This window comes from Caballeronia sp. DA-9, assembly GCF_051615025.1.
Classification (GTDB): Bacteria; Pseudomonadota; Gammaproteobacteria; order Burkholderiales; family Burkholderiaceae; genus Caballeronia; species Caballeronia sordidicola.
Window position 1 is genome coordinate 2,998,076 of record NZ_CP195133.1, and the last position, 26,166, is coordinate 3,024,241.

At 61.2% G+C, this 26,166-nt stretch carries 22 protein-coding genes; 12 read left to right on the forward strand and 10 right to left on the reverse strand.

Features of this window, described 5'->3' with window-relative positions; translation table 11 throughout:
* Nucleotides 1-90: 90 nt before the first annotated feature.
* From groL to vapB, 4 genes are all read right to left on the reverse strand, one after another.
* Nucleotides 91-1,734 carry a chaperonin GroEL gene (gene groL, locus ACRWA7_RS29875; RefSeq protein ID WP_060858456.1) on the reverse strand — a complete coding sequence of 548 codons (1,644 nt, stop codon included), beginning with the start codon at nucleotides 1,732-1,734 and terminating at the stop codon, nucleotides 91-93.
* Between the two features lie 106 nt (nucleotides 1,735-1,840).
* Entirely contained in the window at nucleotides 1,841-2,131 is a 291-nt protein-coding gene (locus tag ACRWA7_RS29880) for a co-chaperone GroES (RefSeq protein ID WP_031362728.1), read from the reverse strand.
* Between the two features lie 206 nt (nucleotides 2,132-2,337).
* On the reverse strand, nucleotides 2,338-2,763 hold the full coding sequence (locus ACRWA7_RS29885) for a type II toxin-antitoxin system VapC family toxin (RefSeq protein ID WP_438394187.1): 426 nt from the start codon (nucleotides 2,761-2,763) through the stop codon (nucleotides 2,338-2,340).
* Entirely contained in the window at nucleotides 2,760-3,023 is a 264-nt protein-coding gene (gene vapB / locus ACRWA7_RS29890) for a type II toxin-antitoxin system VapB family antitoxin (RefSeq protein ID WP_060858472.1), read from the reverse strand. The genes ACRWA7_RS29885 and vapB overlap by 4 nt, the downstream gene beginning before the upstream one ends.
* A gap of 164 nt (nucleotides 3,024-3,187) precedes the next feature.
* Here vapB and ACRWA7_RS29895 point away from each other — a divergent pair, with 164 nt between their 5' ends.
* Nucleotides 3,188-3,907 (forward strand): DUF2242 domain-containing protein, encoded by a 720-nt coding sequence (locus tag ACRWA7_RS29895; protein ID WP_438394190.1) that lies wholly within the window; start codon nucleotides 3,188-3,190, stop codon nucleotides 3,905-3,907.
* Between the two features lie 8 nt (nucleotides 3,908-3,915).
* Here ACRWA7_RS29895 and ACRWA7_RS29900 read toward each other — a convergent pair whose 3' ends face one another.
* The 3 genes from ACRWA7_RS29900 to ACRWA7_RS29910 form a co-directional block, all read right to left on the reverse strand.
* A complete protein-coding gene (locus tag ACRWA7_RS29900) occupies nucleotides 3,916-6,036 on the reverse strand; it encodes a D-(-)-3-hydroxybutyrate oligomer hydrolase (RefSeq protein ID WP_438394192.1) in 2,121 nt (706 codons plus the stop codon).
* Nucleotides 6,037-6,285: 249 nt separating this feature from the next.
* Nucleotides 6,286-6,648 (reverse strand): BON domain-containing protein, encoded by a 363-nt coding sequence (locus tag ACRWA7_RS29905; protein WP_060858460.1) that lies wholly within the window; start codon nucleotides 6,646-6,648, stop codon nucleotides 6,286-6,288.
* Between the two features lie 450 nt (nucleotides 6,649-7,098).
* On the reverse strand, nucleotides 7,099-7,449 hold the full coding sequence (locus ACRWA7_RS29910; protein WP_438396874.1) for a hypothetical protein: 351 nt from the start codon (nucleotides 7,447-7,449) through the stop codon (nucleotides 7,099-7,101).
* Here ACRWA7_RS29910 and ACRWA7_RS29915 point away from each other — a divergent pair.
* From ACRWA7_RS29915 to ACRWA7_RS29940, 6 genes are all read left to right on the forward strand, one after another.
* Complete coding sequence (locus ACRWA7_RS29915) at nucleotides 7,370-8,833, forward strand: TAXI family TRAP transporter solute-binding subunit (protein WP_438394195.1); 1,464 nt, start codon at nucleotides 7,370-7,372, stop codon at nucleotides 8,831-8,833. The two genes, ACRWA7_RS29910 and ACRWA7_RS29915, sit on opposite strands and share 80 nt — an antisense overlap.
* A 74-nt stretch (nucleotides 8,834-8,907) precedes the next feature.
* Nucleotides 8,908-9,558 (forward strand): 2-hydroxychromene-2-carboxylate isomerase, encoded by a 651-nt coding sequence (locus tag ACRWA7_RS29920; protein WP_438394196.1) that lies wholly within the window; start codon nucleotides 8,908-8,910, stop codon nucleotides 9,556-9,558.
* A 133-nt stretch (nucleotides 9,559-9,691) separates the two neighbouring features.
* Nucleotides 9,692-10,645 (forward strand): LysR family transcriptional regulator, encoded by a 954-nt coding sequence (locus tag ACRWA7_RS29925; protein ID WP_438394198.1) that lies wholly within the window; start codon nucleotides 9,692-9,694, stop codon nucleotides 10,643-10,645.
* Between the two features lie 199 nt (nucleotides 10,646-10,844).
* Entirely contained in the window at nucleotides 10,845-12,059 is a 1,215-nt protein-coding gene (locus ACRWA7_RS29930) for an MFS transporter (RefSeq protein ID WP_438394199.1), read from the forward strand.
* A gap of 131 nt (nucleotides 12,060-12,190) precedes the next feature.
* Nucleotides 12,191-12,772, forward strand: coding sequence for a DinB family protein (locus tag ACRWA7_RS29935; protein WP_438394201.1), 582 nt, complete (start codon nucleotides 12,191-12,193; stop codon nucleotides 12,770-12,772).
* Nucleotides 12,773-12,878: 106 nt separating this feature from the next.
* A complete protein-coding gene (locus ACRWA7_RS29940; RefSeq protein ID WP_060858466.1) occupies nucleotides 12,879-13,625 on the forward strand; it encodes a GntR family transcriptional regulator in 747 nt (248 codons plus the stop codon).
* 12 nt (nucleotides 13,626-13,637) lie between these two features.
* Here the strand turns inward: ACRWA7_RS29940 and ACRWA7_RS29945 are convergent, their stop codons facing one another.
* Nucleotides 13,638-15,041, reverse strand: coding sequence for a CoA transferase (locus tag ACRWA7_RS29945; RefSeq protein WP_438394203.1), 1,404 nt, complete (start codon nucleotides 15,039-15,041; stop codon nucleotides 13,638-13,640).
* A 173-nt stretch (nucleotides 15,042-15,214) separates the two neighbouring features.
* Between ACRWA7_RS29945 and mdtD the strand changes: the two genes are divergently transcribed.
* Nucleotides 15,215-16,663: a multidrug transporter subunit MdtD gene (gene mdtD, locus ACRWA7_RS29950; RefSeq protein WP_075643363.1), complete on the forward strand. Its 1,449-nt coding sequence runs from the start codon at nucleotides 15,215-15,217 to the stop codon at nucleotides 16,661-16,663.
* A gap of 968 nt (nucleotides 16,664-17,631) precedes the next feature.
* A complete protein-coding gene (locus tag ACRWA7_RS29955; RefSeq protein ID WP_060858069.1) occupies nucleotides 17,632-18,906 on the forward strand; it encodes an EAL domain-containing protein in 1,275 nt (424 codons plus the stop codon).
* Nucleotides 18,907-18,950: 44 nt separating this feature from the next.
* On the opposite strand, the gene ACRWA7_RS29960 is transcribed toward ACRWA7_RS29955, so the two are convergent.
* Both ACRWA7_RS29960 and ACRWA7_RS29965 read right to left on the reverse strand, forming a co-directional pair.
* Nucleotides 18,951-21,008 carry a response regulator gene (locus tag ACRWA7_RS29960; RefSeq protein ID WP_438394206.1) on the reverse strand — a complete coding sequence of 686 codons (2,058 nt, stop codon included), beginning with the start codon at nucleotides 21,006-21,008 and terminating at the stop codon, nucleotides 18,951-18,953.
* 2 nt (nucleotides 21,009-21,010) lie between these two features.
* Nucleotides 21,011-22,519 carry an ATPase domain-containing protein gene (locus ACRWA7_RS29965; RefSeq protein ID WP_060858067.1) on the reverse strand — a complete coding sequence of 503 codons (1,509 nt, stop codon included), beginning with the start codon at nucleotides 22,517-22,519 and terminating at the stop codon, nucleotides 21,011-21,013.
* Nucleotides 22,520-22,945: 426 nt separating this feature from the next.
* On the opposite strand from ACRWA7_RS29965, the gene ACRWA7_RS29970 reads away from it, so the two are divergent.
* From ACRWA7_RS29970 to ACRWA7_RS29980, 3 genes are all read left to right on the forward strand, one after another.
* Complete coding sequence (locus tag ACRWA7_RS29970; RefSeq protein ID WP_438394208.1) at nucleotides 22,946-23,884, forward strand: sterol desaturase family protein; 939 nt, start codon at nucleotides 22,946-22,948, stop codon at nucleotides 23,882-23,884.
* Nucleotides 23,885-23,989: 105 nt separating this feature from the next.
* Nucleotides 23,990-24,739 (forward strand): YqcI/YcgG family protein, encoded by a 750-nt coding sequence (locus ACRWA7_RS29975; protein ID WP_438394209.1) that lies wholly within the window; start codon nucleotides 23,990-23,992, stop codon nucleotides 24,737-24,739.
* A 209-nt stretch (nucleotides 24,740-24,948) separates the two neighbouring features.
* Entirely contained in the window at nucleotides 24,949-26,007 is a 1,059-nt protein-coding gene (locus ACRWA7_RS29980; RefSeq protein ID WP_438394212.1) for a methyl-accepting chemotaxis protein, read from the forward strand.
* The last annotated feature ends 159 nt before the right edge of the window (nucleotides 26,008-26,166 follow it).

Sequence of the window (26,166 nt, forward strand, 5' to 3'; positions counted from 1 at the left end):
CATCGGTTGCCCGATGCGGGTTTTTTCTTGAGGCAAACGCAAGCTCCCGAAGAAGCCCACGTTGTCACGCAACTCCGGCAGACGCCGAAATTACATGTCCATGCCCATGCCGCCCATGCCGCCCGGCATTCCGCCGCCGCCCATCGGCGCATCTTCCTTCGGCAGTTCCGACACGGCGCAGTCGGTCGTCAGCAGCAGACCTGCCACCGATGCCGCGTTTTGCAGTGCCGTACGCGTTACCTTGGTCGGGTCCACAACACCGGCTTCCACCAGGTCGACGTACTCGCCCGTTGCTGCGTTGTAGCCAAAGTTGCCCGTACCGGCTGCAACCGCTGCCACCACGACGCTGGCTTCTTCGCCGCCGTTCGTAACGATCTGGCGAAGCGGCTCTTCCATTGCGCGCAGCACGATCTTGATGCCGGCGTCCTGATCGGCGTTCGTGCCCTTCAGGTCCTTCAGTGCCAGACGAGCGCGGATCAGCGCAACACCGCCGCCAGCCACGATGCCTTCTTCCACAGCCGCGCGCGTTGCGTGCAGTGCGTCTTCAACACGTGCCTTCTTTTCCTTCATTTCGACTTCGGTAGCAGCGCCAACCTTGATCACTGCAACGCCGCCAGCCAGCTTGGCCACGCGTTCCTGCAGCTTTTCACGGTCGTAATCCGACGTTGCTTCTTCGATTTGCGTGCGAACCTGCTTCACGCGCGCTTCGATGTTCACCGCTTCGCCAGCGCCGTCGATGATCGTGGTGTTTTCCTTCGCCACTTCGATGCGCTTGGCCGAACCCAGCTCAGCCAGCGTCGCCTTTTCCAGCGTCAGGCCGGTTTCTTCAGCGATGACTTGACCACCGGTCAGGATCGCGATGTCTTCCAGCATGGCCTTGCGACGGTCGCCAAAGCCCGGAGCCTTGACAGCAACGGTCTTCAGGATGCCGCGGATGTTGTTCACAACCAGCGTGGCCAGTGCTTCGCCTTCTACATCTTCAGCGATGATCAGCAGCGGACGGCCAGCCTTCGCAACTTGTTCCAGGATCGGGAGCAGGTCACGGATATTCGAAACCTTCTTGTCGTGCAGCAGCACGAACGGGTTTTCGAGCACGGCAACTTGCTTTTCCGGCGTGTTGATGAAGTACGGCGACAGGTAGCCACGGTCGAATTGCATGCCTTCAACCACGTCCAGCTCGTCTTCCAGCGACTTGCCGTCTTCAACCGTGATCACGCCTTCCTTGCCAACCTTGTCCATTGCTTCTGCAATGCGGTCACCAATCGACGAATCGCTGTTGGCCGAAATCGCGCCAACCTGGGCGATTTCCTTGTTCGTCGTGCAAGGCTTGCTGATCTTGCGCAGTTCTTCAATAGCAGCGGTCACTGCCTTGTCGATGCCGCGCTTCAGGTCCATCGGGTTCATGCCCGATGCAACGTACTTCATGCCTTCGCGGACGATCGACTGGGCCAGAACCGTAGCCGTGGTCGTGCCGTCGCCGGCGTTGTCGCTGGTGCGGGAAGCAACTTCCTTCACCATTTGCGCGCCCATGTTCTGGAGCTTGTCTTTCAGTTCGATTTCTTTAGCGACCGAAACACCGTCCTTCGTGACCGTCGGGCCGCCGAAGCTGCGTTCCAGAACCACGTTGCGGCCCTTCGGGCCCAGCGTGACCTTGACCGCGTTGGCCAGGATGTTCACGCCTTCAACCATCTTTGCACGGGCGATATCGCCAAATACGACTTCTTTAGCTGCCATATTCAAACTCCTTGATTCGTTTCAGTTTTCGGGCTTTTCCAGGCTGGGCGAGACTCGCATGAGCGACTCGATCGCACCGGCCCGGGAGCCGCAGGCTTGAAGGTGATTACTTGACCAGAACGGCCATGATGTCTTCTTCGCGCATCACGAGCAGTTCATTGCCGTCGACCTTGACGGTCTGACCAGCGTACTTACCGAACAGCACGCGGTCGCCCACTTTGACGTCGAGGGCGTTTTGCGTACCCTTGTCATCGCGCTTGCCCGGACCGACGGCCAGGATTTCGCCTTGATCCGGCTTTTCGGCTGCAGCGTCGGGGATGATGAGGCCCGAGGCAGTCTTGGTTTCCTGATCCAGACGCTTGACGATGACGCGATCGTGCAAAGGACGAAGGTTCATACACACTCCTCTCTTAACTGAGACTATAAAAACGCGGGAAACCCGTACGGCGGCTCATTGAACCGCATATGCAACCACCGGCCGGAAAACTGTTAGCACTCTCGTGCGACGAGTGCCAAGTATATGGCACAGCGATCGGTAATTTCAAGAAGGGTATGGGAGAAAGACGATAAATAGATGTACGGAGGCGCGAGGCTGCGGTTGTACTAGGGTGCGGGCGTCGCCCAGTCCTCGATCCGCAGGCCGGGCACGCGGATGAATTCTCGGACATTGTTCGTCACCAAGACAGTACCGGCGGCAAACGCATGGCCGGCAATCGCGGAATCGTTGTCGCCAATCGGCGTGCCTCTCCTTGCCAGTTCGACTCTCACGCGCGTTGTTTCATCGACGGCCGAGCCATCCCAAGGCAATATTCCGTCCAGCCGTGCAACGAATGCGGAAACCAGGCCGGCGTGTTTTGGCGAAGCCTTTTTCCCGATCGAGCCAAAACGCATTTCTGCGTACGTGATTGCAGAAATAAAGATTCTGTTCTGGGCATTAACGCAGTTTTGCAACTTGGCCAGGACTTCCGCTGGCCGCTCTCGCATGATGAACGAGCAAATATTTGTGTCGAGCATGTACAACTGTGTCACCGGGCAGGCTCTCCTGATTCATCATCCATGCCGGAGAGATCAAAGCGTCCGGTCTGGATAACGTTAGATCGCTCCATCAGGAAGTCGCTGTCCGCGATAGGTTCGGCAGCGAACGAAGTCCAGTTTGGCCGAACTGGGCGCAACAAAATGGTGTCCCCTTCACGTTGGATCTCAAGTTCGGTTACTCCTTCGAATTGCATATCTTTTGGAATTCGGACGGCCTGATTTGCATTGTTTTTGAAAATAGATACGGTTCGCATCGAAAACCCCTCCGTGTTGAAAACGCGCTGCGAGAAATCAAAGGTAAGGCGTATGTCAACATATGTCAAGCTAATGCCTTGTAAATTAATGCCTTTTACGTCCGCCCTCGCCCCGCACTACAATCTACGCCGCCGATGTCCTTTGTTTCGTCCCGCCGACTGTCATGTACAACCCGTTTTCCCGCCTCGTCCTCGCCCTGCCCGCGCTGATTCTCGTTGCATGCGGCGGCAAGGCCGCGCCCACGCCGAGTTATCAGGCGGAAATGTTCTCCACCGGCGTGAGTCCCTTCGCGCACAACTACGACGCGACCAGCCAGGAAACCTGCGAAGCGTCGCGCCGGGCGTTGCTGAGCCAAGGTTACATGACGACCATGGCGCAACCCGATACCGTCGATGCCACCAAGAACTTCCAGCCAACGCCGGAAACGCACGTCGTAGTGTCGTTTCACGTGGTCTGCACGCCCGGCGAGAACGCGAGCAATACGAGCATCGCGTATGTGAATGCTGTGCAGGACGGCTATACGCTGAAGAAAAGCGATACATCGGCGAGTGTTGGATTGAGCGTGCTCGGGTCGCTGTCGCTGCCGATCCGCTCGAACAGCGATTCCATGGTCAAGATCTCAAGCGAAACCGTGCCCGCAGGGAAGTTCTATGACCGGTTTTTTGGTCTTGTCGGCCATTATCTGCGCACCGTGCCGCGCAGTTCCCCCATTCCCGGCGACGATGTCACCAGCCGTCCGCTCGCGCCATCGCTGATATTGAATTCGCCTGAGCTCACGCCGACGCCTATCGTCGTGCAGACGCCGGTTGTGAATGCGCCGGCGACGGCAGCAACGGCCGCGGTACAGCCAGCGCCCGCGCCCGCGTCATCGCCAACACCTTGAACCGCTTCCTAGTTCGGCACATTCACCGCGCCGCCCCCGAACGTGATCTCATTTCCACCGGGCGCGGCGGAAATCGCCGGCAGATTCGCCACCGACAAAGCCGGCGCCGCCCCCGCCGCGCCGCCTCGCGGAACAGTACGCACGACCTGCGAAGGCGGCAGCGGCGCGCCGCTCTTCAAATGCGCCCACATCAGGTTCAACGCCTGCAGGTTGTAATAGTGCAGCGGGATGAAGCGATTATCGAAGCCCGCGACGCTTAAGAAAGCGTCGAAATGCTGGCCGTTCGTCACCTCGTAGAACGACAGGTTGCTCGCGTTGCCCTCGGCGAGCTTGTTCATGGCCGCGTACGGGCGCGACGCATGGTTGATCGGCACGAGCGTGTCCGAGCGGCCCTGCACGATGATCGCCGGCTTCCCGCGCAGATTCGCATTCACCCGGATTGCATCAACGCTCGCCGTCATCCGCGAGTCGCCATTCGTCCATAACCCGCGCACACAGAACGCGCCGGCAAAACTGGCATCGGCGGTGGCGAGCCGGTGATCCGCCGCGCCCGCATTCCCCGCGTTATAGACGAGATTGATGCCATTGGTCGGTGGCACGCCGTTGCCGTTGCCAAAGACCGTTGGCATGGGCGAAACGAGCGGCGTCACGCCCGCCACGCCCGTGAGCGCATTGGTCGTGCCGAAACTGAAGTTGCACAGGTTGTCGGTCACGCTCGACTGCGTGTAAGCATTGGCGTAAGTCACGGCAACCGCGGGCACGGCCTGCGAATCCCACATGGCCGCCTGCAGAAGGTCCGAGTCCGTCAGGTAGCCGGCCTGATGCAACTGGGCCAACGCACTGTTCGCCTGGCTCGTCACATCGCCGCCGGAAATCACGCCGTTGACCGCCAGGGACGCGCATCGGGCTGTGCGTGTGGCGGTCGTCGTGGTCAGCGGCAACGCGGTGAGATAAGGCGCGCCGGCGGCGGCCGGAGCGAGCGCCGCGCAAGGCTGCAGCAGGTTGGCGAGCGACATGTAGTCGGCGAGCGGCCGTCCGAACGACGCCACCGGCACGCCGCCCTGACGCACCGATACCTGCGACGGAACCTTCAGGTTGATCTGCGGCTCGCCGACCACGACAGCCGTGATCCAGCCCTGTGTGTCCTGCTCGGCTGCGGCAAGCGACGCGCCGCCGCCATTGCTCACCGAGGCCGCTATGGTCGTCACATCGCCGCGGTTGTAGCGCGTCTTTCGGGTGGTGCCGTCGAGTGGGCCGTAGGTATCGTTGAGCGCCCAGTATGCGAACTGGATCGCCTGAAGCGTATTCGTGCCCCAGTCTTTCTCCGGATTCTGCTGCGAGTGCGCGTGCTTGAAAGCGTATCGATTGGGAAATTGCGCATTGAACGCGGCGATGCTCGTCGCGCCCGGATTCGCCGTGAACTCGCTGGTCTTGCCCGCGGCCGCCGCGCCGGACAAGGTGCCGTCGATCAGCGTGATGAGGTCCGTCGCCAGTTCGTGCGCGCCGTTGCCGCTGCCTTTGTCGGTGTAGGCGACCGCGCAGCCGCGCTTCAAGCCCCATTCACCCGCCGCCGATATCGCCCCGTACACGCCGCGAGAACCCGACGATGTAGCCGTCACAATGCACGGCTGATCCGGATTGAAACTCGCCGGGATCTGCACGAGCAGGCTCACGTTTTTTTTGCCGCTGCCATCGTCGGCGAAGGCGAGATATTCCTTGCCGGCGATCTTGCCTTCGCCAAGAGTATCGTTGCCGTTCAGGTCCACGTTGGGTCCCCAGAAACGGCCGTAGCCGCCGTTCGCGGACATATCCACGAGCGCGCGATAGTTCGAATAGATCGCGAGCCGCCTAAGCTCCGCCGCAGTCGGTGACAAGGCGTTGGCAACCGCAGGCACGCTCGCCGATGCCAGCCCGGTCTTGCCAAGGCCCGCTGTCAGGAGGTCGTCGGTGTTGCCGTCGTAGGTTTGCGTGCGGACGCTACCCGAAATAAAGCTCGGCAATGAATTGGTTTGCGAACCATTGTTGTCGTCGTTGCCATGGCAAGCCACGAGTCCAACCGCCACGGCAGCAAGCGCCGTTATCCGTGCCGCAGCCACGACAGGCGTCGTGGCTACCAAGAATCGCTTCATGGCATCTCCCTGATTTCTTATTGGTCCGGGCGCGCTTGTTCTCCACGCACTGGCGTCACTCAAACACAAACCGGCGCGGCGCTGCTACCCGGCAATACCCGGCCACCCTTCAAAATCAGGACGGCAAATAAAAACGGGCTCCAGCGCATGAAGCGCCGGAGCCCGTTTTTGAACCACTTAACCCCTTCAACCGCCGCGTTGCCAACAGCAACGCGGCGGCATTCGGAAGGCGGCAGGTTCAGACCTGCATCACGAACCGTTTTGCGGTGCGAGCGACAGCTTGTTCGACACCGACTTCACGCCGGCGACGCCCTTCGCGACTTCTTCGGCTTGCGGAATCTGCGCGCCGTCCGGCACCGAACCCGTCAGGGTCACAGCGCCGCCGCGTGCGCGCACGAAGATGTTCGACACGTCGATGCCCTGCGCCTTGCCCAACGCACGACGCACATCCAGACCGAGCTTGCGGTCGGTCTTCTTGGTGGTCTTGGCCGTAGCCTTGGCGGTTGCCGCGTCCGTGGTGGCCGCGGCATCGCTTGATTGAGCATAAGCGCTCGACGCCACCGCGACGCACAGCACGACGCCCAGCGCCTTCAACATATCGACTGCTTTCATGGTTTCTCCTTTTGTTTCGCTTTGGACTTCGCAAAGTTGTACTTCTTTGTGCTTCTTTTGGACCGCATCAACCCAGCGGCTTGCTACGACATCTTGCAGCTCGCCCCATGAATCCCGACCTTCTAAAGTCGATACACACAGGTAAAGCCGGCGATGCTGGCGACACGGTGTTGCGAGAGACTGGCGAAAAAAACGAATGTCCGGCCGTTCTTGTACGGATATCACTCCGTTGACTCAGGACACGAGCTGCTGCACATCGCGCGACGCTGCCGGTTCTGCACGGAGCGTTTGCTCCGAAATGCCGGTTGGGCGGCGCGGACGCTGGTTCTGCGGCGGCGAACGTCAATTTAATCCAGCCTTGCAAGAAGCGCAAAGCATTTAACAAGAAGACACGCATCCGTGGGTTTATCGTGACGCTCGCGACAAAAATTCATACTGGATAAACACGGCTTAGGGCGTGCCCCTGATTCGGCCGGATTTCCGATCATGTACCATCGGCGACAATTCGGGCCGGCTGAAACAGGCATTGGGTCGTATCCGCAGTGCGCCCATTCTCCTTGCATTCTCCCGGCGATATTCACGCGAATACCGAATAACCCCTGTGTTTAGTGAATAAGGGTTTTCCCTTTTCCTTATCCGCTTTTTTATTTCCGTATTTAAAAGACTCGCGGCTTTAATGGTTTGGCGTGGCGCTTCAAGCCCCGCTTCAACGCACTCGACAATGATCCAATCTCCCGGCCAGAAACCTTCCGCTCCGGACGTTCCGCCAAAATCGCGCGCCCGGCGCATCAAGCCTTCCATGGCGCGTTTCGTCGCCATCTCCTGGCGCGATCTCGCGGTGTCATTCGGTCCAATCCTGCTGGTCAGCGCGGCGGCCATCTATCTTGCCGTGCGCCTGATCCAGCCCGCGCCGCCCAGCACGCTGACCATGTCGGCGGGAACCAAGGGCAGTTCCTTCTGGAACAACGCCCAGCAATACAAGAAGATTCTCGCGCGCAACGGCATCACGCTGAACGTGCTGGAATCGCAAGGATCGCTCGATAACCTGCAGAAACTCGAAGATCCGAATTCGAACGTGGACGTGGGTTTCGTGCAAGGCGGCATGTCGGCTGCCGCCGCCGGCGTGCCGGGCGGAGCGTCATCGGGCGCGGCCGACAAACGCGAGAACCTCGTCTCGCTCGGCAGCGTGTCGTACGTGCCGCTGGCGGTGTTCTATCGCGGAGCGCCGCTCACGCGGCTCTCCGAACTCAAGGGCAAGCGCCTTGCCATCAGCACCGAAGGCAGCGGCACCCGGGCGCTCGCGCTGGCGGTCTTGAAAGCGAACGGCATCGAACCGGGCGGCGACACCGAATTGCTGCCGCTCGCGGGCGACGCCGCCGCTGACGCGCTAACGAACGGCACTATCGACGCCGCGTTTCTCACGGGCGATTCGGCGCAGCCGCCGACCATGGGCAAGCTGTACAGGACGCCCGGCATCCATTTCTTCGACTTCACCCAGGCCGACGCCTACGCGCGCCGCTTTCCCTACCTGAAGGTGCTCGAATTGCCGATGGGCGCCTTCGATCTGGCCAAAAACCTGCCCGCGCACCGTATCCGCCTGATCGCGCCCACCGCCGAACTGATTGCCCGGGACGGCCTGCACCCGGCGCTTTCCGACCTCCTGATCGAAGCTGCGAAAGAAGTCCACGGCCGCGCCAATCTGATGCAGTCAGCCAACGAATTCCCCGCGCCGCTCGCGCACGAATTCCGCATTAGCGACGACGCCGAGCGTTACTACAAATCAGGCAAGGGCTTCCTGTATAGAACCTTGCCGTTCTGGATCGCGAGCCTGGCGGACCGGGTGATCGTGCTGCTGGTGCCGATTATCGTGGTGCTGATTCCGGGCTTCCGGCTCGTGCCGGGACTTTACCGGTGGCGCGTGAGATCGCGCATCTACAAGATCTATGGCGCGCTGATCGCCATCGAGCGCGAAGCGATGACCGACCCGGACACCGTCCAGCGCGACGCCTTGATCGAGCGTCTGGACGACATTGAAGGAAAGGTGAATCAGATGAAAATGCCGCTCGCCTATGCCGACCAGTTCTATGTGCTGCGGGAACATATCGGCTTCGTACGGCAGCGTTTGACCCTCGTTCAAAGCGCCGCGCGCGACACACAGGCAGACAGCGTTCAGCACACCACGTAATATCGAAAGCTGAAACGACGGCAACCTGAATTACAGGTGCCGCGTGAAGGGCACCACATGCCAGGGAGATTCAGATGAGCGCCTCGCCTTCCACCGATCCGCGCCAGCCGTACTTTTTTTTCGATTTCAATTCTCCCTTTTCGTATCTGTTGCTGGAACAGCATGAAAAGTGGCCGAACATGCCGTTCGAGGTGCTGCCGATCGATTATCTGCTGCTGCTCAAGCACTGGGGCCAGCCGATGCCCGGCTCCATCCCGCCCAAGCGCGTCTTCATGTACCGGTACGCGCTGTTTAGGGCTGAACAACTGGGTATTCCGTTCAAGATGCCGCCGTCGCATCCGTTCAATTCCAGCAAGGCGCTGCGGCTGGCAGTGGCTTCGGGCGGGGAAATTGGCTGTATCCGCGAGATTTTCCGGTTTATCTGGAAACAAGGCCGCGATCCATCCACGGAAGAAGGTTTTGACGATCTCTGCCGCCATGTCGGTCTGCCCGACGGCGCGAAAATGATCGAACTCGAGGATGTCAAGGCGACACTACAGGCGAACGTGGAGCGGGCAATCGAACTTGGCGTGTTCGGCGTGCCGACCTTCGTGGTGAACCAGCAATTGTTTTGGGGCGAAGACACCTTGCCAATGGTGCTCTACGTGGCCCGGTCACCAAACTGGCTCGACGGCGCCGAAGTACAGCGCATCAGCAACCTGCCGAGGACCGCGCCGCAAATCTAACGCGGCTCAGGCAACTGCTCCTATCCCGCGCATAGCGGCCACGCTATGGCGCGCGGGACGGGCCGGGCTTACCGTAGCGGCTCCGGCGTGCATCGCCATGTTTCACGTATGGGCCCGCCCGAGCGCCTCGCCAATGAACGATCCCGACGATTCAGCATCGACCGATTCCCTCGATATCTGGCTGATCCGCGTCCTGCAGACGCTCCTGACCGAGCGCAGCGTCACGCAAACCGCGCTGCGACTAAACCAGACTCAGCCGGCCATCAGCACGGCGTTGCGGCGTCTGCGCGACCTTCTGGGCGACCCAATTCTGGTACGCGGCAAGCAGGGAATGGTGCCGACCGAGTATGGCGCGTCCCTGCTGCCCGCCACGCAGCGCGCGCTGCGCGACGTTGAGTTCGTCGCGACGCCCCATGGCGTCTTCGATCCCGCCACCTCGCGACGCACGTTCCGTGTGGCCGCGCCGGATTATCTGAACGACTTTTTCATGCCGACGATGATCCGCGCATTCCGCACGGCGGCGCCGAATGCTCGGCTGGAAATCGAATCGCTCAGTCCCACGCTCGATCACGAACGCGCGCTGGACGACGGCGATTTCGATCTAGTTGTCGGCAACTGGGAAAACCCGGAACCGCGTTTTGCCCGCCGCGCGCTTTTCACCGATCGCTTCGTGTGCCTCATGCGGCGTGGGCATCCGCTTGCGCGGGAACCGCTGACAGCCGCGCGTTACGCGCTTGCCGCGCACCTCGCGCCGACCGCTTATAGTGGGGCGAAACGGCATCCCATCGATATTGGCCTGGCGAGCGCCGGCATCAAGCGGCGCGTGGTGGTCACGCTGCCCTACTTTGGTCTCGTGCCGCAAACGCTGCTGCAATCCGACCTCATCTTCACCGCGACACGCCGCTTCGCCTTGCACTATGCAGCGCTGTTGCCGCTCGTGGTGATGGAGTCGCCGATCGAGTTTCCACCCATCGAAAGCTATTTGATGTCCCTGCCCGATGTCAGCCGCCCAACCGATCTGACCTGGCTGCAAGCCTTGATGACCGATGTTTCCAAGGAGCTTACCGGCCAACCTGCGCCGGATTGAGCGGTAGGAATTTCGTTTTCGGTATCGATTCCGCGCCGCAGCAAACTTTTAATGGGACCGCGAAAATCCGCTAATCCCTTGCTGGTTAAGGATCTCCGCGTATTAAGAGAGTGCAGAAATATCGCACAGACCATACGGCTCGGCCAAACCTGTGGGAAAATCACGCTTCTTCAGCAATATCAACCCCGCACTTACCCCAATGCCCACCGAAGCTCCGCTGTCCCGCCGCGCCGATTTCGCCATTACCGGGCGAATTGTCGCTGTCGTCGTTTTCACGTTCATTTGCTACCTGACCATTGGCATTCCGCTCGCGGTGTTGCCGGGTTTCGTGCATCTGGACCTCGGCTACGGATCGATCATGGCGGGCGTGGCGATCAGCGTGCAGTACTTCGCGACCCTCGCTTCGCGTCCGCTCGCGGGGCGCGCCGCCGACAGCATCGGCCCGAAGCAGACCGTGCTGCGCGGACTGACCGCCTGCGCGATCAGCGGCGTGCTCCTGCTCTGCGCCGCGCTCGCCGAACAGTGGCATCCGGTGAGTCTCGCGCTGCTGATCGTGAGCCGCCTGGTGCTCGGTTTCGGCGAGAGTCTGGTCGGAACGGGCGCGATCACGTGGGGTATCGGACGGGTCGGGCCCAGCCAGAGCGGACGCGTGATCTCGTGGAACGGTATTGCGACCTACGGCGCGCTCGCGCTTGGCGCGCCGCTTGGCGTGGCGATGGAGCACGCGCTCGGATTTGCATCGCTGGGCGCGTTCGTGATTGCGCTCGGCGGCCTTGGCTACTGGCTCGCCACGCGCATGGGGCCCGTGCCGGTGGTTCATGGCGAGCGCATGTCGTACCGCAGCGTGTTCTTTCGCGTATTGCCGCACGGCATGGGGCTCGCGCTGGGATCGGCGGGATTCGGGTCCATTGCCACGTTCATCACGCTCTTTTACGCCGCGCATAACTGGCCGAACGCAGCGCTTTCGCTGACCGTGTTCGGTACGATGTTCGTCGGCGCGCGGCTGTTGTTCGCCAACACCATCAAGATGTTTGGCGGTTTTCGCGTGGCCATTGTCTCGTTCGCGTTCGAGTGCGTCGGCCTGCTGATGCTCTGGCTCGCCGCCGATCCGGCCTTCGCGCTGGCCGGTGCGGCGCTGACCGGCTTCGGTTTCGCGCTGATCTTTCCGGCGCTCGGCGTAGAAGCGGTCGGACTTGTTCCGCCTGCGAGCCGGGGCGCGGCGTTATCGGCGTATTCGGTGTTTCTCGATCTGTCGCTGGGCGTGACCGGGCCGCTGGCCGGATATGTCGCCGGCGAATTCGGCTTCAGTTCCGTGTACCTGTTTGCGGCGATTGCATCGGCGGCAGGCGTGGCGCTGACGGTCGCGCTGTATATGCGCACCGGGCGCGGACTGGGCGGCGCGGCAACGGCCTGAAGGTTTTGGCGAGTTCGGCGATTTGGTAAAGCACGTTGAGAACGTCCGCTTACGCGGACGTTTTGCATTGGCCGGCAGGACTTCGAGGCATGCCATAATTTTCCGGCGATCCTGCTTCGGGAGCCAAGCTCATGTCCAATCCGCTATCCCGCCATTTTCTCAGCATGGCTTATAACAACGCGTGGGCGAACCATCGTTTGTTGAAAGCGTGTTCGCAACTAAGTCAGGAAGCGTTCGTCGCGCCCCGAACGGGGTTCTTTCCGTCCATCAAGGCGACGCTCAATCACAACCTGACGGTGGACTGGCTTTACATCGATGCACTGGAGCGCGAACTTCACGGCAAGCCTCCGAACGGCGACATTGCGACGTTCTTCGAGCCGGAAGAACACTACGCGGCCTGTGCGGACCTGCAGCGCGAACAACGGCTCGCGGATCATCGGCTGATTGAATACGCCAAGCATCTCACCGATACCACCCTCGAGCGCCCCGTCACGCTCATACGCCCGCGCACCACGCAGCGCGAAACGCGCACGCGGCTGCTCGGCCATCTCTTTCAGCATCAGATCCATCATCGTGGGCAAGCGCACGCCATGCTCTCGGCAACCGCGGTCGCGCCGCCACAACTCGACGAATTCTTCTGCGAGATGGACACCGCGCTGCGCGCCGCCGACCTCGCCGAAATGGGCCTGAGCGAGCGGCAAGTCTGGGGCTGAAGCACTGGATCAATGGCAACCGACTGTTTGCACTTGCGAACGAAACCAAACCACCGTTGCGCTGCTTGTCTTAGAATCGCCGCTTGGTCCTCACTTCCTGCGCTCTATGAACTCCACATCGGAAGACCGCTGGCGCGACTTGCGCCCGGACCCGGACAGTGACACGCCGCTTTATCTGCAACTCGCCCGCAAGCTCGGCAACGCGATCCACGATAACCGCTGGAACGCTGGCGAAGCGCTGCCTTCGGAGCGGGTGCTGTCGGAAGCGCTGGGGGTATCGCGGATCACCTCGCGCAAGGCCATTGCGCTGCTGGTCGAACAAGGACTCATACGACGCACGCAAGGCGCGGGGTCATTCATCACGCCGCGTTATGAAGACCCGCTTTCGCGCCTGTCGAGCTTCAGCGAGATGCTGCGTCGACGTGGTTTCACGCCCGGCTCGAAGTGGCTTTCGCGCGTGATCGAACCCGCGAATCGCGACGAAGTGATCCAGCTTGGATTGTCGCCGGCGGCGGCCGTTGCACGCTTGCGGCGCTTGCGTACGGCCGATGGCATTGTCATGGCGGTGGAGAATTCGACCTTTCCGGCGGCGCTGATTCCCGACCCGCAAGCTGTCGGCGATTCGCTTTACAGTTTTCTCGAGCAGCGCAATCTGTCTATCGTGCGCGCCTTGCAGCATTTTCGCGCGGTGAATGCAAGCGATGAAATCGCGGCGCAAATGGGGATCGCGCCGCACGATGCGCTGTTGCTGATCACACGCGTAGGTTATACGGCCGACCAGCGCCCGATCGAACTCACCGATACCTACTGCCGCAACGACTATTACGACTTCGTCGCGGAACTGCGGAAGTAATCGAACCTGTTTCTATGTCCAGCGCGGCTCGTCCGTACCAATGGGCACCGGCGGCAGGCTCCAGAACGGCGGCGTCAGCGGCATGCGTTCTGGCGGCTGCGTACACGTGAGCGAGCCGAACGGCGATTCGATGGTTTGAAGCGCATCGCGAACGTTGTCGATTTGCGGATCGTGGATCTTCTGCCCGTCTTCGATCAATCCCAACGATTGCAGCCAGCGCCCCGTCCCCGCGAGCGACACACGGACATGCCAGCTTCCGCCTTCCTCTGCGCGGCGTTGCAGCGCAGTCATCGCGCCGAATGCCGCGAGATAACCGGTCGCGTGATCGAGCGCCTGACAGGGCAAATGGCGCGGATTCGTCTGGCCGGCCGCTTGCGCTTCGGTCCACGCAATGCCGCTCGCCGACTGCACGAGGCTGTCAAAGCCTCGGCGCTGTGACCACGGTCCCTTGTGTCCATACGCCGAGACCGTCACGTACACAATACCCGGCCTGTCCTTCGCGACTTCCTCCGGGCCGAAGCCTTTGTCCTGAAGCGCGCCGGGACGATAGCCTTGCAGAAACACATCGGCGTTCTTTAACAGCGCGCGCAGCGTCTCGCGGCCGGTTTCGTCGCGCAGATCGATTGTGGCGGAGCGCTTGCCACGGCCGTTATCGATGACAAGAGGCGCAATATTCGGCAGATGTGGGCCGTTGATCAGGAGGACGTCCGCGCCGTGCTCGGCAAGCGTGCGCCCCGCCACCGGCCCCGCGATGATGCGGCTCAGGTCCAGCACGCGAACGCCGGATAAAGGCCGTTGAATATCGCCTTCGTCAGGTTGGCCAATGGGCTCAGGCGGCGCATCGCCAATCTTCATGATTTCGAGCAGCGGCGTTTCCGCGATCGCCCGGGCTTGCGGCAGCATCGCCCATTCTTGCGGCGTGCGGATCAGCGCGGCGCAAAGGCCGGCACTGGCGAGCGCTTCATCGAGCGTGGCGCCGTCCCAACCGCGGATCGCCTTGCTCACGCCGGCGTGATCGTTCGCGCAGCCGAGCAGCTTTACCACGCCATCGCGATGATGCTTGAAGTTCGTATGAAGCTGGATCCATCGGCCATCGCGGGTCTCGTAGAAACCCATCAGCGGATCGCGCAGCTCGGGCGCGGGATCGGCATTGATGCGCAGGTAGCGTTCGCTGCGAAACGCAATTGCCGCGCGGCGGGCGTCGAGTTCGACATGCTGCATCTGGCCCGTGCGCTGCCGGAAGCAATCGGCGGCGGCGAGCGCCGCCGAGCCGATACTCGCCGACGCCAGCGCGCTCACCCGATACACCGACGGCAATTGCCGTTCGTCGCCGGACAGCGTGAGATGGCTGAGCGTTTCGGCATTGCGGCCGGCGAGTTGCCAAAGCGCCGTAAGCGGATTCAAGGCGAAATTCATGGCGGCTCCTTTCAGGATGCTCACTTAGTATGCTCACTTCGTACGAGTCTCGATTGTATGGCGTCCGGGTGGTATAGGCAGGCGGCACGTTACCTGCGGGGCCCGGTAAATCGCTGCCCGCTCCTCTTGCGCATCCACGTAAAATCACGTCACTCCTTCCGCCGGCCGCCTTCATGCCCGTCACAATCCGCTCGAACGTTGCATCCTCCCCTTCTCCGCAAGCGCTCACGATCATGCTGTGGCTCGTCGCCACTGGCTTCTTCATGCAGACGCTCGATTCGACCATTGTCAACACGGCGTTGCCCGCCATGGCGCGCAGTCTTGGTGAAGCGCCGCTGCGCATGCAGGGCGTTGTGATTGCGTATTCGCTGACCATGGCGACCGTGATCCCGTTTTCAGGCTGGCTCGCCGATAAGTTTGGCACCCGGCACGTGTTCTTCAGCGCCATCCTGATCTTCACCATTGGGTCGTTGCTCTGCGCGAACGCCCATACGCTGATGCAACTGGTGATCTATCGCGTGGTGCAAGGCGTGGGGGGCGCCATGTTGCTGCCGGTCGGACGGCTTGCCGTGTTGCGTGTGTTTCCCGCTGAGCGATATTTATCGGCGTTGTCGTTTGTGGCGATTCCCGGGCTGATTGGACCGCTTATCGGGCCGACGCTTGGCGGCTGGATCGTGCAGATTGCGTCCTGGCACTGGATCTTCCTGATCAACGTGCCCGTGGGGGTGATCGGTTGCGTTGCGACCCGACTTTTCATGCCCGATAGCCGCAATCCCGCCACCGCGCCTTTCGATCTTGCCGGTTATCTGCTGCTCGCCGTTGGCATGGTCGCGCTGACCATTTCGCTCGATGGCCTCGCCGACCTGGGCTTGCAGCACGCCATCGTGCTTGTGTTGCTGGTGCTGAGCCTTGCTTGCTTTGTCGCTTACGGGTTGCATGCGGTGCGGGTGCCGCAGCCCATCTTTTCGCTCGATCTGTTCAAGATCCATACGTTCAGCGTTGGCTTGCTGGGGAATCTGTTCGCGCGGATCGGCAGCGGCGCGATGCCATATCTATTGCCTTTGCTGTTGCAGATCAGCCTGGGTTATTCCGCTTTCGAAGCCGGCCTGATGATGTTGCCCGTGGCCGCAGCGGGGATGGTGTCCAAGCGCATTGTGACGAAGCTGATCATGGCGCGGGGGTATCGGCGCGTGCTGGTCGTGAATACGGTGCTTGTCGGGTTGACCATGGCGAGTTTTTCGCTCACGAGCGCCGGGCAACCGCTTTGGTTGCGGTTGATACAGTTGGCGTTCTTTGGAGGCGTGAATTCCATTCAGTTCACCGCGATGAACACGCTCACGCTCAAGGATCTCGGTACGGGAGGCGCTAGCAGCGGCAATAGCCTGTTTTCGCTCGTGCAGATGCTTTCGATGAGTCTTGGCGTGACCATCGCCGGGGCGGTTCTTGCGACATTTACAGGGATCTTGCCGAAGGTCACTGAGACGAATTCACTTCCCGCTTTTCACGCTACGTTCCTTTGCGTGGGCGTGATTACTGCCGCGTCAGCGTGGATTTTTGCGCAGCTTGCGCCGGAGATTCGAGCCGTTAAGAGTATGGAGACGGATCCTTCGGAAGCTCATTAGGTTTCGCTGGCGCTTGAGGGTGGGATTGGGTGGGGGTTGCTGCGTTTTGGGCTTTCGCGCGTTCTGTTTTGGCTGATTTTTTTAGCACTGTTAGCCACTGTCCGTGGCGGGACTTCATTTCTTTTTCCAACGGGGAAAAGAAACGAAGCAAAGAAAACGCCTTCCAACCGCTAATTCTTAATGAGACCAAGCGTGCACGCAGATCTGCTTGGGACTTCAAAAGAACCCTCGACGCCATAACCAACAACACCTGAAACCCTCCCCCTCCGAACCCCTACATCCACACGCTTCGCCACTAGCGCTCTCGGGCAAGCACACAACTCCACAGAACCGCCACGGCCAAACACCGCGTTTGTGTTCAAGCACGCAAACCGGCGCGCGACGTGCGCCGCGCTTTCCTGTTTGAGGCTACTCACACTGGTGGCGAAGCGTGTGGGTAGCCGTAAACGGAGCGGGAGGGGTTCAACTGTCCGGGATTATGCGCTGAGCGTTCTTTTGAAGTCCCAAGCAGATGTCCGTGCACGCTTGGTCTACTTAAGAATTGGCGGTTGAAAGGCGTTTTCTTTGCTTCATTTCTTTTTCGCCGTTGGAAAAAGAAATGAAGTCCCGCCACGGACAGTGGCTAACGGTGCTAAAAAGATCAGCTAAAGCAGACCGCGCGAAGACCCAAAAAGCAGCAACCCGGCATTAACTCTTAACCGCGGCCGCAAAAAACCGCTCTCAAAGCGCCAGCAAAAAAACCCCGAACAAGTGCGACAGCAACCACTTCCGCACTAGAAAAGTGCACTCGCTCACTCCGACCGCCAAGGCTCCAAAAACCCGCCCCCCGCCCGCGGCCCATTTCCCAAATTACCCCCAAATGCGCATATTTCTTGCTCTTCCGCGATGGGCCCTATCCTGTAAACTAGCGCAGCGCCCTACCACGTCCACCTCCGATCGAGCTGCTCTCGAACACCGGCCACTACACCATGAGCATGGTTGACATCGACCCTCCCCGCTTCCAACCGCCGCGCCCCGTCGCTGGCGACGACGGCTCGCGGCAAACCGTCCTGTACGGCGAATACACCGTATTCAGCGTGTTCCAGCCGGTATTCTCGGTGTCACACCGGCGCGCCATCGGTTACCACGCCTCCCTGCGCGCCCGCGACGACTCCGGCCGGCAAGTTCCTTCGCACGAGGTATTCACCCAGGCAGCCCGGCGCGGCGACCTGCTGGAACTCGGACGGCTCGCCGAATCGCTGCACCTGGGCAACTTCTTTTCCTTCGATAGCCACGACGAATGGCTCTTCCTGAGCCTCCATCCAGCCGCCCTGATGGACACGAGCTACGGCGACGCACTCCTCGCATCGCTGAAAAATGTCGGCCTGCCGCCGCAACGCGTAGTGCTGGAAGTGCCCGAACAAGCAGGCGGCGAAACGACGCGCTTCGCCGAAATCATCGACTCGTTGCGCAAGTCCGGCTTCCTGATCGCACTCGATGGCTTCGGCGTGAAGCACTCGAATATCGACCGCGTGTGGCATCTGCGCCCCGATATCGTGACGCTCGACCGATGCATCCTGCAGCAAGCAAGCGAGCATTCGCACATTGAACGCGTGTTGCCAGGCCTCGTCTCGCTGCTGCATGAATCGGGTCAACTGGTGCTGATGGGCGGTCTGAGCACGGAACGCGACGCTTTGATCGCGCTCGAATGCAACGTCGATTTCGTGCAAGGCGCGTACTTTGCAGGTCCGAGCGTGGAAGCAGTGAAACCGCAAGCAGCGCAAGGCGTGATGGACGCGTTGTCGGCCGCGTCGCGCGAACGGGTGGCCGCGCGCGAACGGGCGCAATCCGCACGGCTGGCGCCCTATGTGGGCGCGTTGGAAAGCGCGGCGGCGCGATTGATCGAGGGGGTGGGTCTGGTCGAAGCCACGCGCGGCCTGCTGCAACTAAACGAAACAGCACGCTGCTTTCTACTCGATGCCTCCGGCCGCCAGATCGGCGACAACGTATTGCCGGCGGCGCGCGCATCGCAGCGCGCCAAGCGCTTCAGGCCCTTGCTGCACTCGGAGGGCGCAAGCTGGGAACGCAGGCCGTATTTCATCGAAGCGTTGCGCACGCCCGATCGTGTCCATTTGACCGCGCCCTATTTGTCGATCAACGAAGCGCATCTGTGCGTGACAGCGTCGATCGCCGCACCGACCTCGCGCGGCCTCGAAGTGCTGTGCGTGGACATCAACTGGGACGTGACATCGCAACGGCGCTAGCCTCACGCATTCGGCTTCATCCATGGCAACTCACGCATGTCAACTCACGCATGCGAACTCATGAGCGCGGCCTTCACAGTGCGCGCCAGGTCGCCGATCTGAAACGGCTTGCGTAGCACGGCGTACCCGTCCACCCGCTCCTTCGATACATCCACGTCCGCGTATCCCGTCGCCAGGATCACCGGCAGGCGCGGGTGCGTGCGCTTCACCTCGGAGATCACTTCCAGCCCGTTCATGCCGGGCATCGCGAAGTCGACCATCACCAGGTCCGGATTGTCGTGATGCAGGCGCTCAAGTCCCGAGCGGCCCTGCGCCGCTTCCGTGACGGTGTATCCGAGCATCTTCAGGCAGTCGACAAGGAAGCTGCGCACGTCGACATCGTCTTCGATCACGAGGATCCGTCTGTCGCCATCGGAGCGCGCTTCGTCGGGTTCCGGTATGGCGGCTTCCGCTTCGCGCCGCTCGCGCAACGGCAGCCATAGCTCAACGGTGGTGCCCTTGCCCGTCTCGCTGTGAATCCGCGCCGTGCCGCCTGCCTGGCTGGCAATGCCATACACCTGGCTCAAGCCTAGCCCCGTACCCTTGCCCACGGGCTTCGTGGTGAAGAACGGATCGAATACGCGCGACAGCAGTTCCGGCGCGATACCCGTGCCCGTATCGCTCACGCCAATCACCACGTACTGCCCGGGCGGCATCGTTTCGTCCGGCGCGCTACGCTGGTCCACGTGAATGGTCAGCACGCCGCCGTCGGGCATGGCGTCGCGGGCGTTGATCCCAAGGTTCAGCACGGCAAGTTCGAGCTGGTTGGCGTCGGCGTCCGTCCAGGCTTCTTCCACGTCAAAGCGCGTGCCGAAATGAATTCCCGTTCCCAGCGATAACGCCAGCATGTCGCGCATGCCATGCAACATCGAAATGACATCGATGGCCTTGAGATCCAGATTGCTGCTGCGTGAAAACGTGAGCAGTTGCCCGGTGAGCTTGGCGCCGCGCTCGGTCGCGCGCTTGACCGTCTGCGCCATGTTGTTGACGCGTTCGTCGCGGCTCACGCGCATGATCAGCTCGGCGTTGCCCATGATCACGTTCAGCAGGTTGTTGAAGTCGTGCGCAATACCGCCGGTCAATTGCCCGAGCGCCTCCATTTTCTGCGCCTGAACGAGCACGGCCTGAACCTTCGAGCGTTCGTGAATCTCCTTCATCAACTGGTCATTGGCCGACGCCAGTTCCTGCGTGCGTTCGGCAATCCGGCTTTCCAGCGTATTGTTCAGGCGCTCGGCCACCAACTGGCTTGCGAGAATCTTTTCGTTCACCTCGTGCCGGTCGGTGACATCAAGCGACACGCCGATGATCCGCGTCGTCACACAACCGGTCGCATGGTTGACGGTGCGCATGGGATGACCGCGCGACTCGACCCAGTGGACCGATCCGTCCGGCCAGATCACGCGGTATTCGATCGTGAGATTCGTGTTCTCTGCTATAGAGCGGTCCAATGCACGCTGGCGCATCTCGCGATCGTCGGGATGAATCGATTCAACGATCTGCGCGTAATCCAGCGTCGGCCCCTTATACCCGAATATCTTCCGAAACGCCTCGGTGGAACGCAACGCGCCGGTCTCGACATCGAGTTCCCACGATCCCAAGCGGCCGGCCGCCAGCGCGAGGTGCAGCCGTTCCTGCGACTCAACGCGCTCCACGAGCTGACGCCGCGCTTCGTACTGCCGCAGCCGCGCCCGCAACGACGAAGCCACCGCGCGCCGCAACGTCTCGGCATGCAGCGGCCTTTCCAGCACGACCACGTTCCCGAGCTTTTCAAGCAGTTCGAGCGCGTGCTTCGGACGCCGTTCCGTGCGTTTCGTGGCGAGCACGATCAACGGAAAATCGGACCACGTCGGCTGCTGTTCGAGCCATTGGAAAAGCTGTGGCATGTCATCGTCGGAGAGCGCTTCTTCCGCAATCAGCGCCGTGCCCGCGCTCGTGCGCAATTCGCTGTTGAGCGTCGCCGCGTCGCGGCAGACAAGACATTTGCGGCCGTCGCGGCTCAGCACTTCGCCGATGACATCAGCATCTCTGCCACGGGGCGCCAGGATCAGAACGCGATTCTCCACGGTTACGCGTCCTTCGGGCCGGCAGCCCCAAGCATTGCACTGTTGCCACGATACGAAGGCAAGCCTGCGAGCACGCCATCGAAGTCGCGCAGCGCCTCGCTCACCTCAATGCCGCCCTGGGCGAGCCTGAATTGCCGGATCGTGCGCTCATGTGCGCTGCCGCGGCTTTTCACCGTCGCGAGCGCAGTCAGGACTTCGCCCTGATGCTCGAAGTAGCGGAACACGATCATGGCGTCGCTGAGATAGCTGATGTCGATATCCGTTTGCACCTCGCCCACAATCCCGTGCTGCCCCAGCACGAGCATGGTCGCCACTCCGCGCTGGTTCAGGTAGCCGAGCAGTTCGTGCATCTGAAGCAGCAGATAACGCTCGCCCGGCATGGCCTGCAAATAGGCGTTCAGGCTGTCGATGGCCACGTAGCGCACGCCGTCTTCTTCCACTGCAACGCGCACGTCGCTGGTGAATTCTCCCGGCGACATCTCCGCCGGATCGATCTGGCGCAAGGTCAACTGTCCATTCTCGAGGAACGGCGCGAGGTCCATGCCGAGCGCTTTCGAACGCAGCAGCAGCGTGCGGAGGGTTTCATCGAAGAGATAGTAGATGCAGCGCTCGCCGCGCTTTAACGCCGCCATCAGGCAGCACACCACCGTCGTTGTCTTGCCAACGCCCGAAGGCCCGATCAGCAATGTGTTCGTGCCGGGAATCAGTCCGCCGCCCAGCAAGGCGTCCAGCCCCTCCGATCCTGTGCTCAGCGGCGTGCTCGAAAACTCCACATGGTGCTCGGCCGCGACCAAACGCGGATAAACATCGATACCGCCCGTCTCCAGCGTGAAATCGTGAAATCCCTCGCGGAACTTCAGGCCGCGCATCTTCGCCACGCGCAGCCGGCGGCGCGCGCCGCCGTAGTCGTGCACGAGCTGATCGAGGCTGATCACCCCGTGTGCGATGCTGTGAAGCTGGAGATCGCCCGGGTCGGAGGTGTTGTCATCGAGCAGGATCACCGTGCAGTCCCGCGTCGCGAAGTAACGCTTGAGGGCAAGGATCTGCCTGCGGTAGCGCAACGTATTTTGCGAAAGCAGCCGCAATTCCGACAGACTGTCCAGCACGATCCGCACAGGTTTGACCGACTCGACCTGCTGCATCACGTTCTTGACCGTTTCACCCAACTCGACTTCTGCCGGATGCAGGATGGACTGCTCGTATTCCGGGTCCAGCCCTTCGTCCGAGAGCAATTCGACTATGGAGAGGGCGTCGACATCCCAGCCGTGGGCATCGGCCACGGCAAGCAGTTCCGAACGCGTTTCCGACAGCGTGATGTACAGCCCCGCCTCGCCCAGCTCGGCGCCCTTAAGCAGGAATTGCAGCGCCAACGTGGTCTTGCCGGCTCCGGGCGACCCCTCGACCAGATAAACCCGGTTTGGCGTCAGGCCACCGCCGAGGATATTGTCGAGCCCCTCCACCCCGGTAGACATGCGTGGAGTAGGAGGCAACGGTTCGCGTTTGTTTCTCATGGTCGATAGTGGCGGATAAGCAGGCTGTCGCGGTATTGCAAGGCGAGAGCAAGGAACAGGCCCACGAGGGAGCGCGCAGCGGCAACGCTCCGGAACGGCGGTCCTCGATCACGCGCGCTTGACGCAAAAGCCCTCCTTGCGGGCCACGTCTCTCCTCAGACAATTAACGTGCGCCGACGCATGTTGTCCACGATTTCAATGCTCGCCGACGGGTTTCCCACGAACACCGTTTCTGGCAAGGCTGTCATCGGCACGTCACCTGCTTGCCAGGAAACACGGACTATAGTGTGCTTGATGCAAGGTCTTTGTCATGTGCTGGGGTCGGACCGTTTTTGTATGTGGTTCTCGCTGCCGGATGGCGTTTCGTCCTGTCCGGCCCACGAGCATTGGCACTGGCCGACAGTTCGAACGCAAGGGAGTTTGCTCGTGTTGCCTGCGTTGTTTGCCTGCTCCGGCACCAATGCGATGGTGTCGTGCATTGCCGGCCTGTTTGGATCGGAGGTGCAGAGATCGACTGGCTGGGCGTGGCTGCTGTTCGCCGGATGCGGCGTGCTGCAGGTCACGCTCAGCTATCTGTTCTGTACCCCGCTCGAACGGCGCTGGCCGCTACTGCACTGGCCGGTGCGTCAGCCGATGGCGACCGACATCCTCTACACGTTCATCGTCCGGATCGTCTTGTTCCCGCTCGCGGCTTACTTCGAGTACGAACTCGCGAAGGCCGCGGTCGATCACTGGCTTCTCGCACATGAGTGGCCGGTGCCGTCCTTGCTCACGCACATCGCCGATGCCGCGGGAATGCCCCTTGCCGGATTCCTCGCCGGTTTCGTGATACTCGACTGTGCCGATTACTGGCGTCACCGGATCTCGCATCGTCTCGGCTGGTGGTACGGGTTGCACACCCTGCATCACGCAGAGCTGCAGATGACCTTCTGGTCCGACGACCGTTCGCATCTGCTCGAGGACATCATCACTTACGTATGGCTTTTCATCGTTGCGATTGCGATCGGAATGCCTGCGTTGCAGTTTCCGTTCGTGATTCTCGGCTTTCGTTTCGTTGGCAGCTTTGCGCACGCGAACACCCGCGCTCGCTACGGGTGGCTGGGCGAGAGGCTTCTGATCTCACCGCAATTCCATCGCGCGCATCACTGCCCGGAAATCACGCGGCGCAAGAGCTGCAATTTCGGCACGGTGTTCCCATGGTGGGACATGCTGTTCGGCACCGCGAATTTCACCCACGATGCACGCGAGACCGGAGATCCGAGTGCCGATCCGATCATCGCAACGGGCAACTGGTGGCAGCAACATGCGGCCGGCGTGCGCCGGATGATCCAGCTCGCGCGCAAGCGCCACCGGCCAGCCCAATGAGCGAGAACTGGCTGCGCGACGCTCCGGCGACCACCGACTTTCCACGCACGCCATGCGGGCGTGCACGACCTTGCCGATACATCTAACTTCGTCCGGAGCAAGCCTATGGCGACTTCACCCGAAGCTGAACAATCCAACGCGGCGTCCGATCAGTGGATCGCACGCATTCTGAACATCGAAGCGTCGAATGCCGGCGATCTACCGGCGTGGTGGCGCGATGCGTATCACAGCTACCGCAAGACGCTTGAGCAGCCGGATTACCCGTGCTTCTTCGGCCAGGCGGCCGAGCGGCGCGGTGAGATGTTCTACGCGTTCGAGGGCGAACGTCCTGAGACTGCGCGCGCGACAATGCAGCGCTTTGTCGAACTTGGACACGATCCAAAGCTCAGGCGGCATAGTCTCGCCATGTTCTGCACGCCGGACCCTGCGCTCACGTCGCACGCCGAATTCCTGCGGCGCTTCTGGACCCTGTTGCAGCAGTTGCAGGAAGCCGACAACGTGCCGATGCAGCCCGCCGATCCGGATGACCCGCTGTGGGAATTCTCGTTCGGTGGCCGCAAGATGTTTGTTGTCGGCACCGCTCCGACCTATCGCCAGCGGCGCAGCCGTGTGGTCGGCAGCGGAATCGTGCTGCTGTTCCAGCCGCGCGAGTTGTTCACTGACTTGGCGACCGGCAAGCCGATCGCCGCTGACATCCGCCGGCAGATCCATGCTCGGATGCTGGAGTACGACGCGATGCCGGTGCATCCGGACATCGGCTTTTATGGCGATCCGCATAACCGCGAATGGAAGCAGTATTGCCTGCCCGATGACAACACGCCAGTTACCGGACGTTGCCCATTCGGTGGCCGCTGAGCGGTCTGATATTGGCTCTTCAGGGTGAAGTCGACGTTTAGCCCAGTGCTCCGCGGTGACGCCCCGGTGAATTTCCGCGTTGTGAAACCGAGAGAATTTCCCCCCGGCACTCAAGCACTCGCTAAATGCGCCGTTAATACCTTTAGCGCGCTACCGCGCCGGTAGTGAATCTCAATTGGCAGCACCGTATCAATCGGAGCAAACAAGCCATGTCTGCAGTCTTATCGAAGCACGGTCAACCGTCGAAAGGCACGGTCATCGCCGAGTTGACGACAGCCGTTCGCAGGATTTCCAAGGACAAGATCGCGGAAATCGATCTGATCAACCGCGAGGCAACCTATCTCGCCATCAATGCGCTGATCGAGGCGGCACGCGCTGGGGAAGCCGGCCGTGGCTTCGCAGTCGTCGCAAACCAGGTGAAGGACGTCTCGCACCGGATCGGCCATCTTACTGGCGAACTCGGCACTGAACTCGCGACCATCAGCGAAACAATGGTGGCAGAGCTGGAACGGCAACAGGGGCAACGTCTCACCGATCTGGCACTGAACATGATCGACGTGATCGATCGCAATCTTTACGAGCGGTCATGTGACGTACGCTGGTGGGCAACGGACGCGGCGATCGTTGACGGTGTGACTCGCGGCCCGGAGGCGGCCGCTCATGCATCAAAGCGTATGTCGGTGATACTCGACAGCTACACGGTCTATCTCGACATCTGGATGCTGGATCTCGACGGTCGTGTCGTCGCGAATGGTCGCCCCTCGAACTTCCCGGTCGCGGGGATGGCAAACGCCGCAGGCGAGGAGTGGTTCGACGCCGCGCTCCGTACCCGCTCGGGCGACGAATATGCCACCGCGAACGTGGGCACGGTCGCGGAACTGAACGGAGCGCAGACGGCAACATACGCGACTGCGATCAGGGAAGGCGGCGCAAGCAACGGAAAGATCACGGGCGTTCTTGCGGTCTTTTTTGACTGGACGAAGCAAGCATCGGCGGTGCTGGACAACGTGCGTCTGAGTAACGAGGAACGCTCGCGCACGCGTTGCATGATTGTCGACGCCAATGGACGGGTCATTGCGGACTCCGGCCAAGCGTCCCGGGATGCGAAGCACTATGAATTGCGAAAGGGTAGTACAAATACCGGCGCCTACCGCACTGCGCAGGGATCGCTTGTTGGATACGCATTGACGCCTGGCTATGAAAGCTATCAAGGCATGGGCTGGTTTGGGGTGATCGAGCAAAATCCGCATCACGGCGCAGGTGTCTAGTACCGCCTTATCCGCACCGTGCAGCACTCCCTGGTGCCAGGTCTCCACCGAACCTATGGCAAATACGAAGCAATAAGCAGACACAAAAAAGCCCTCTCACGGAGGGCTTTTTTTGGCTACGGTTTTCAAAGTCTATTGCGTGGCATCGTGCCCACTTTC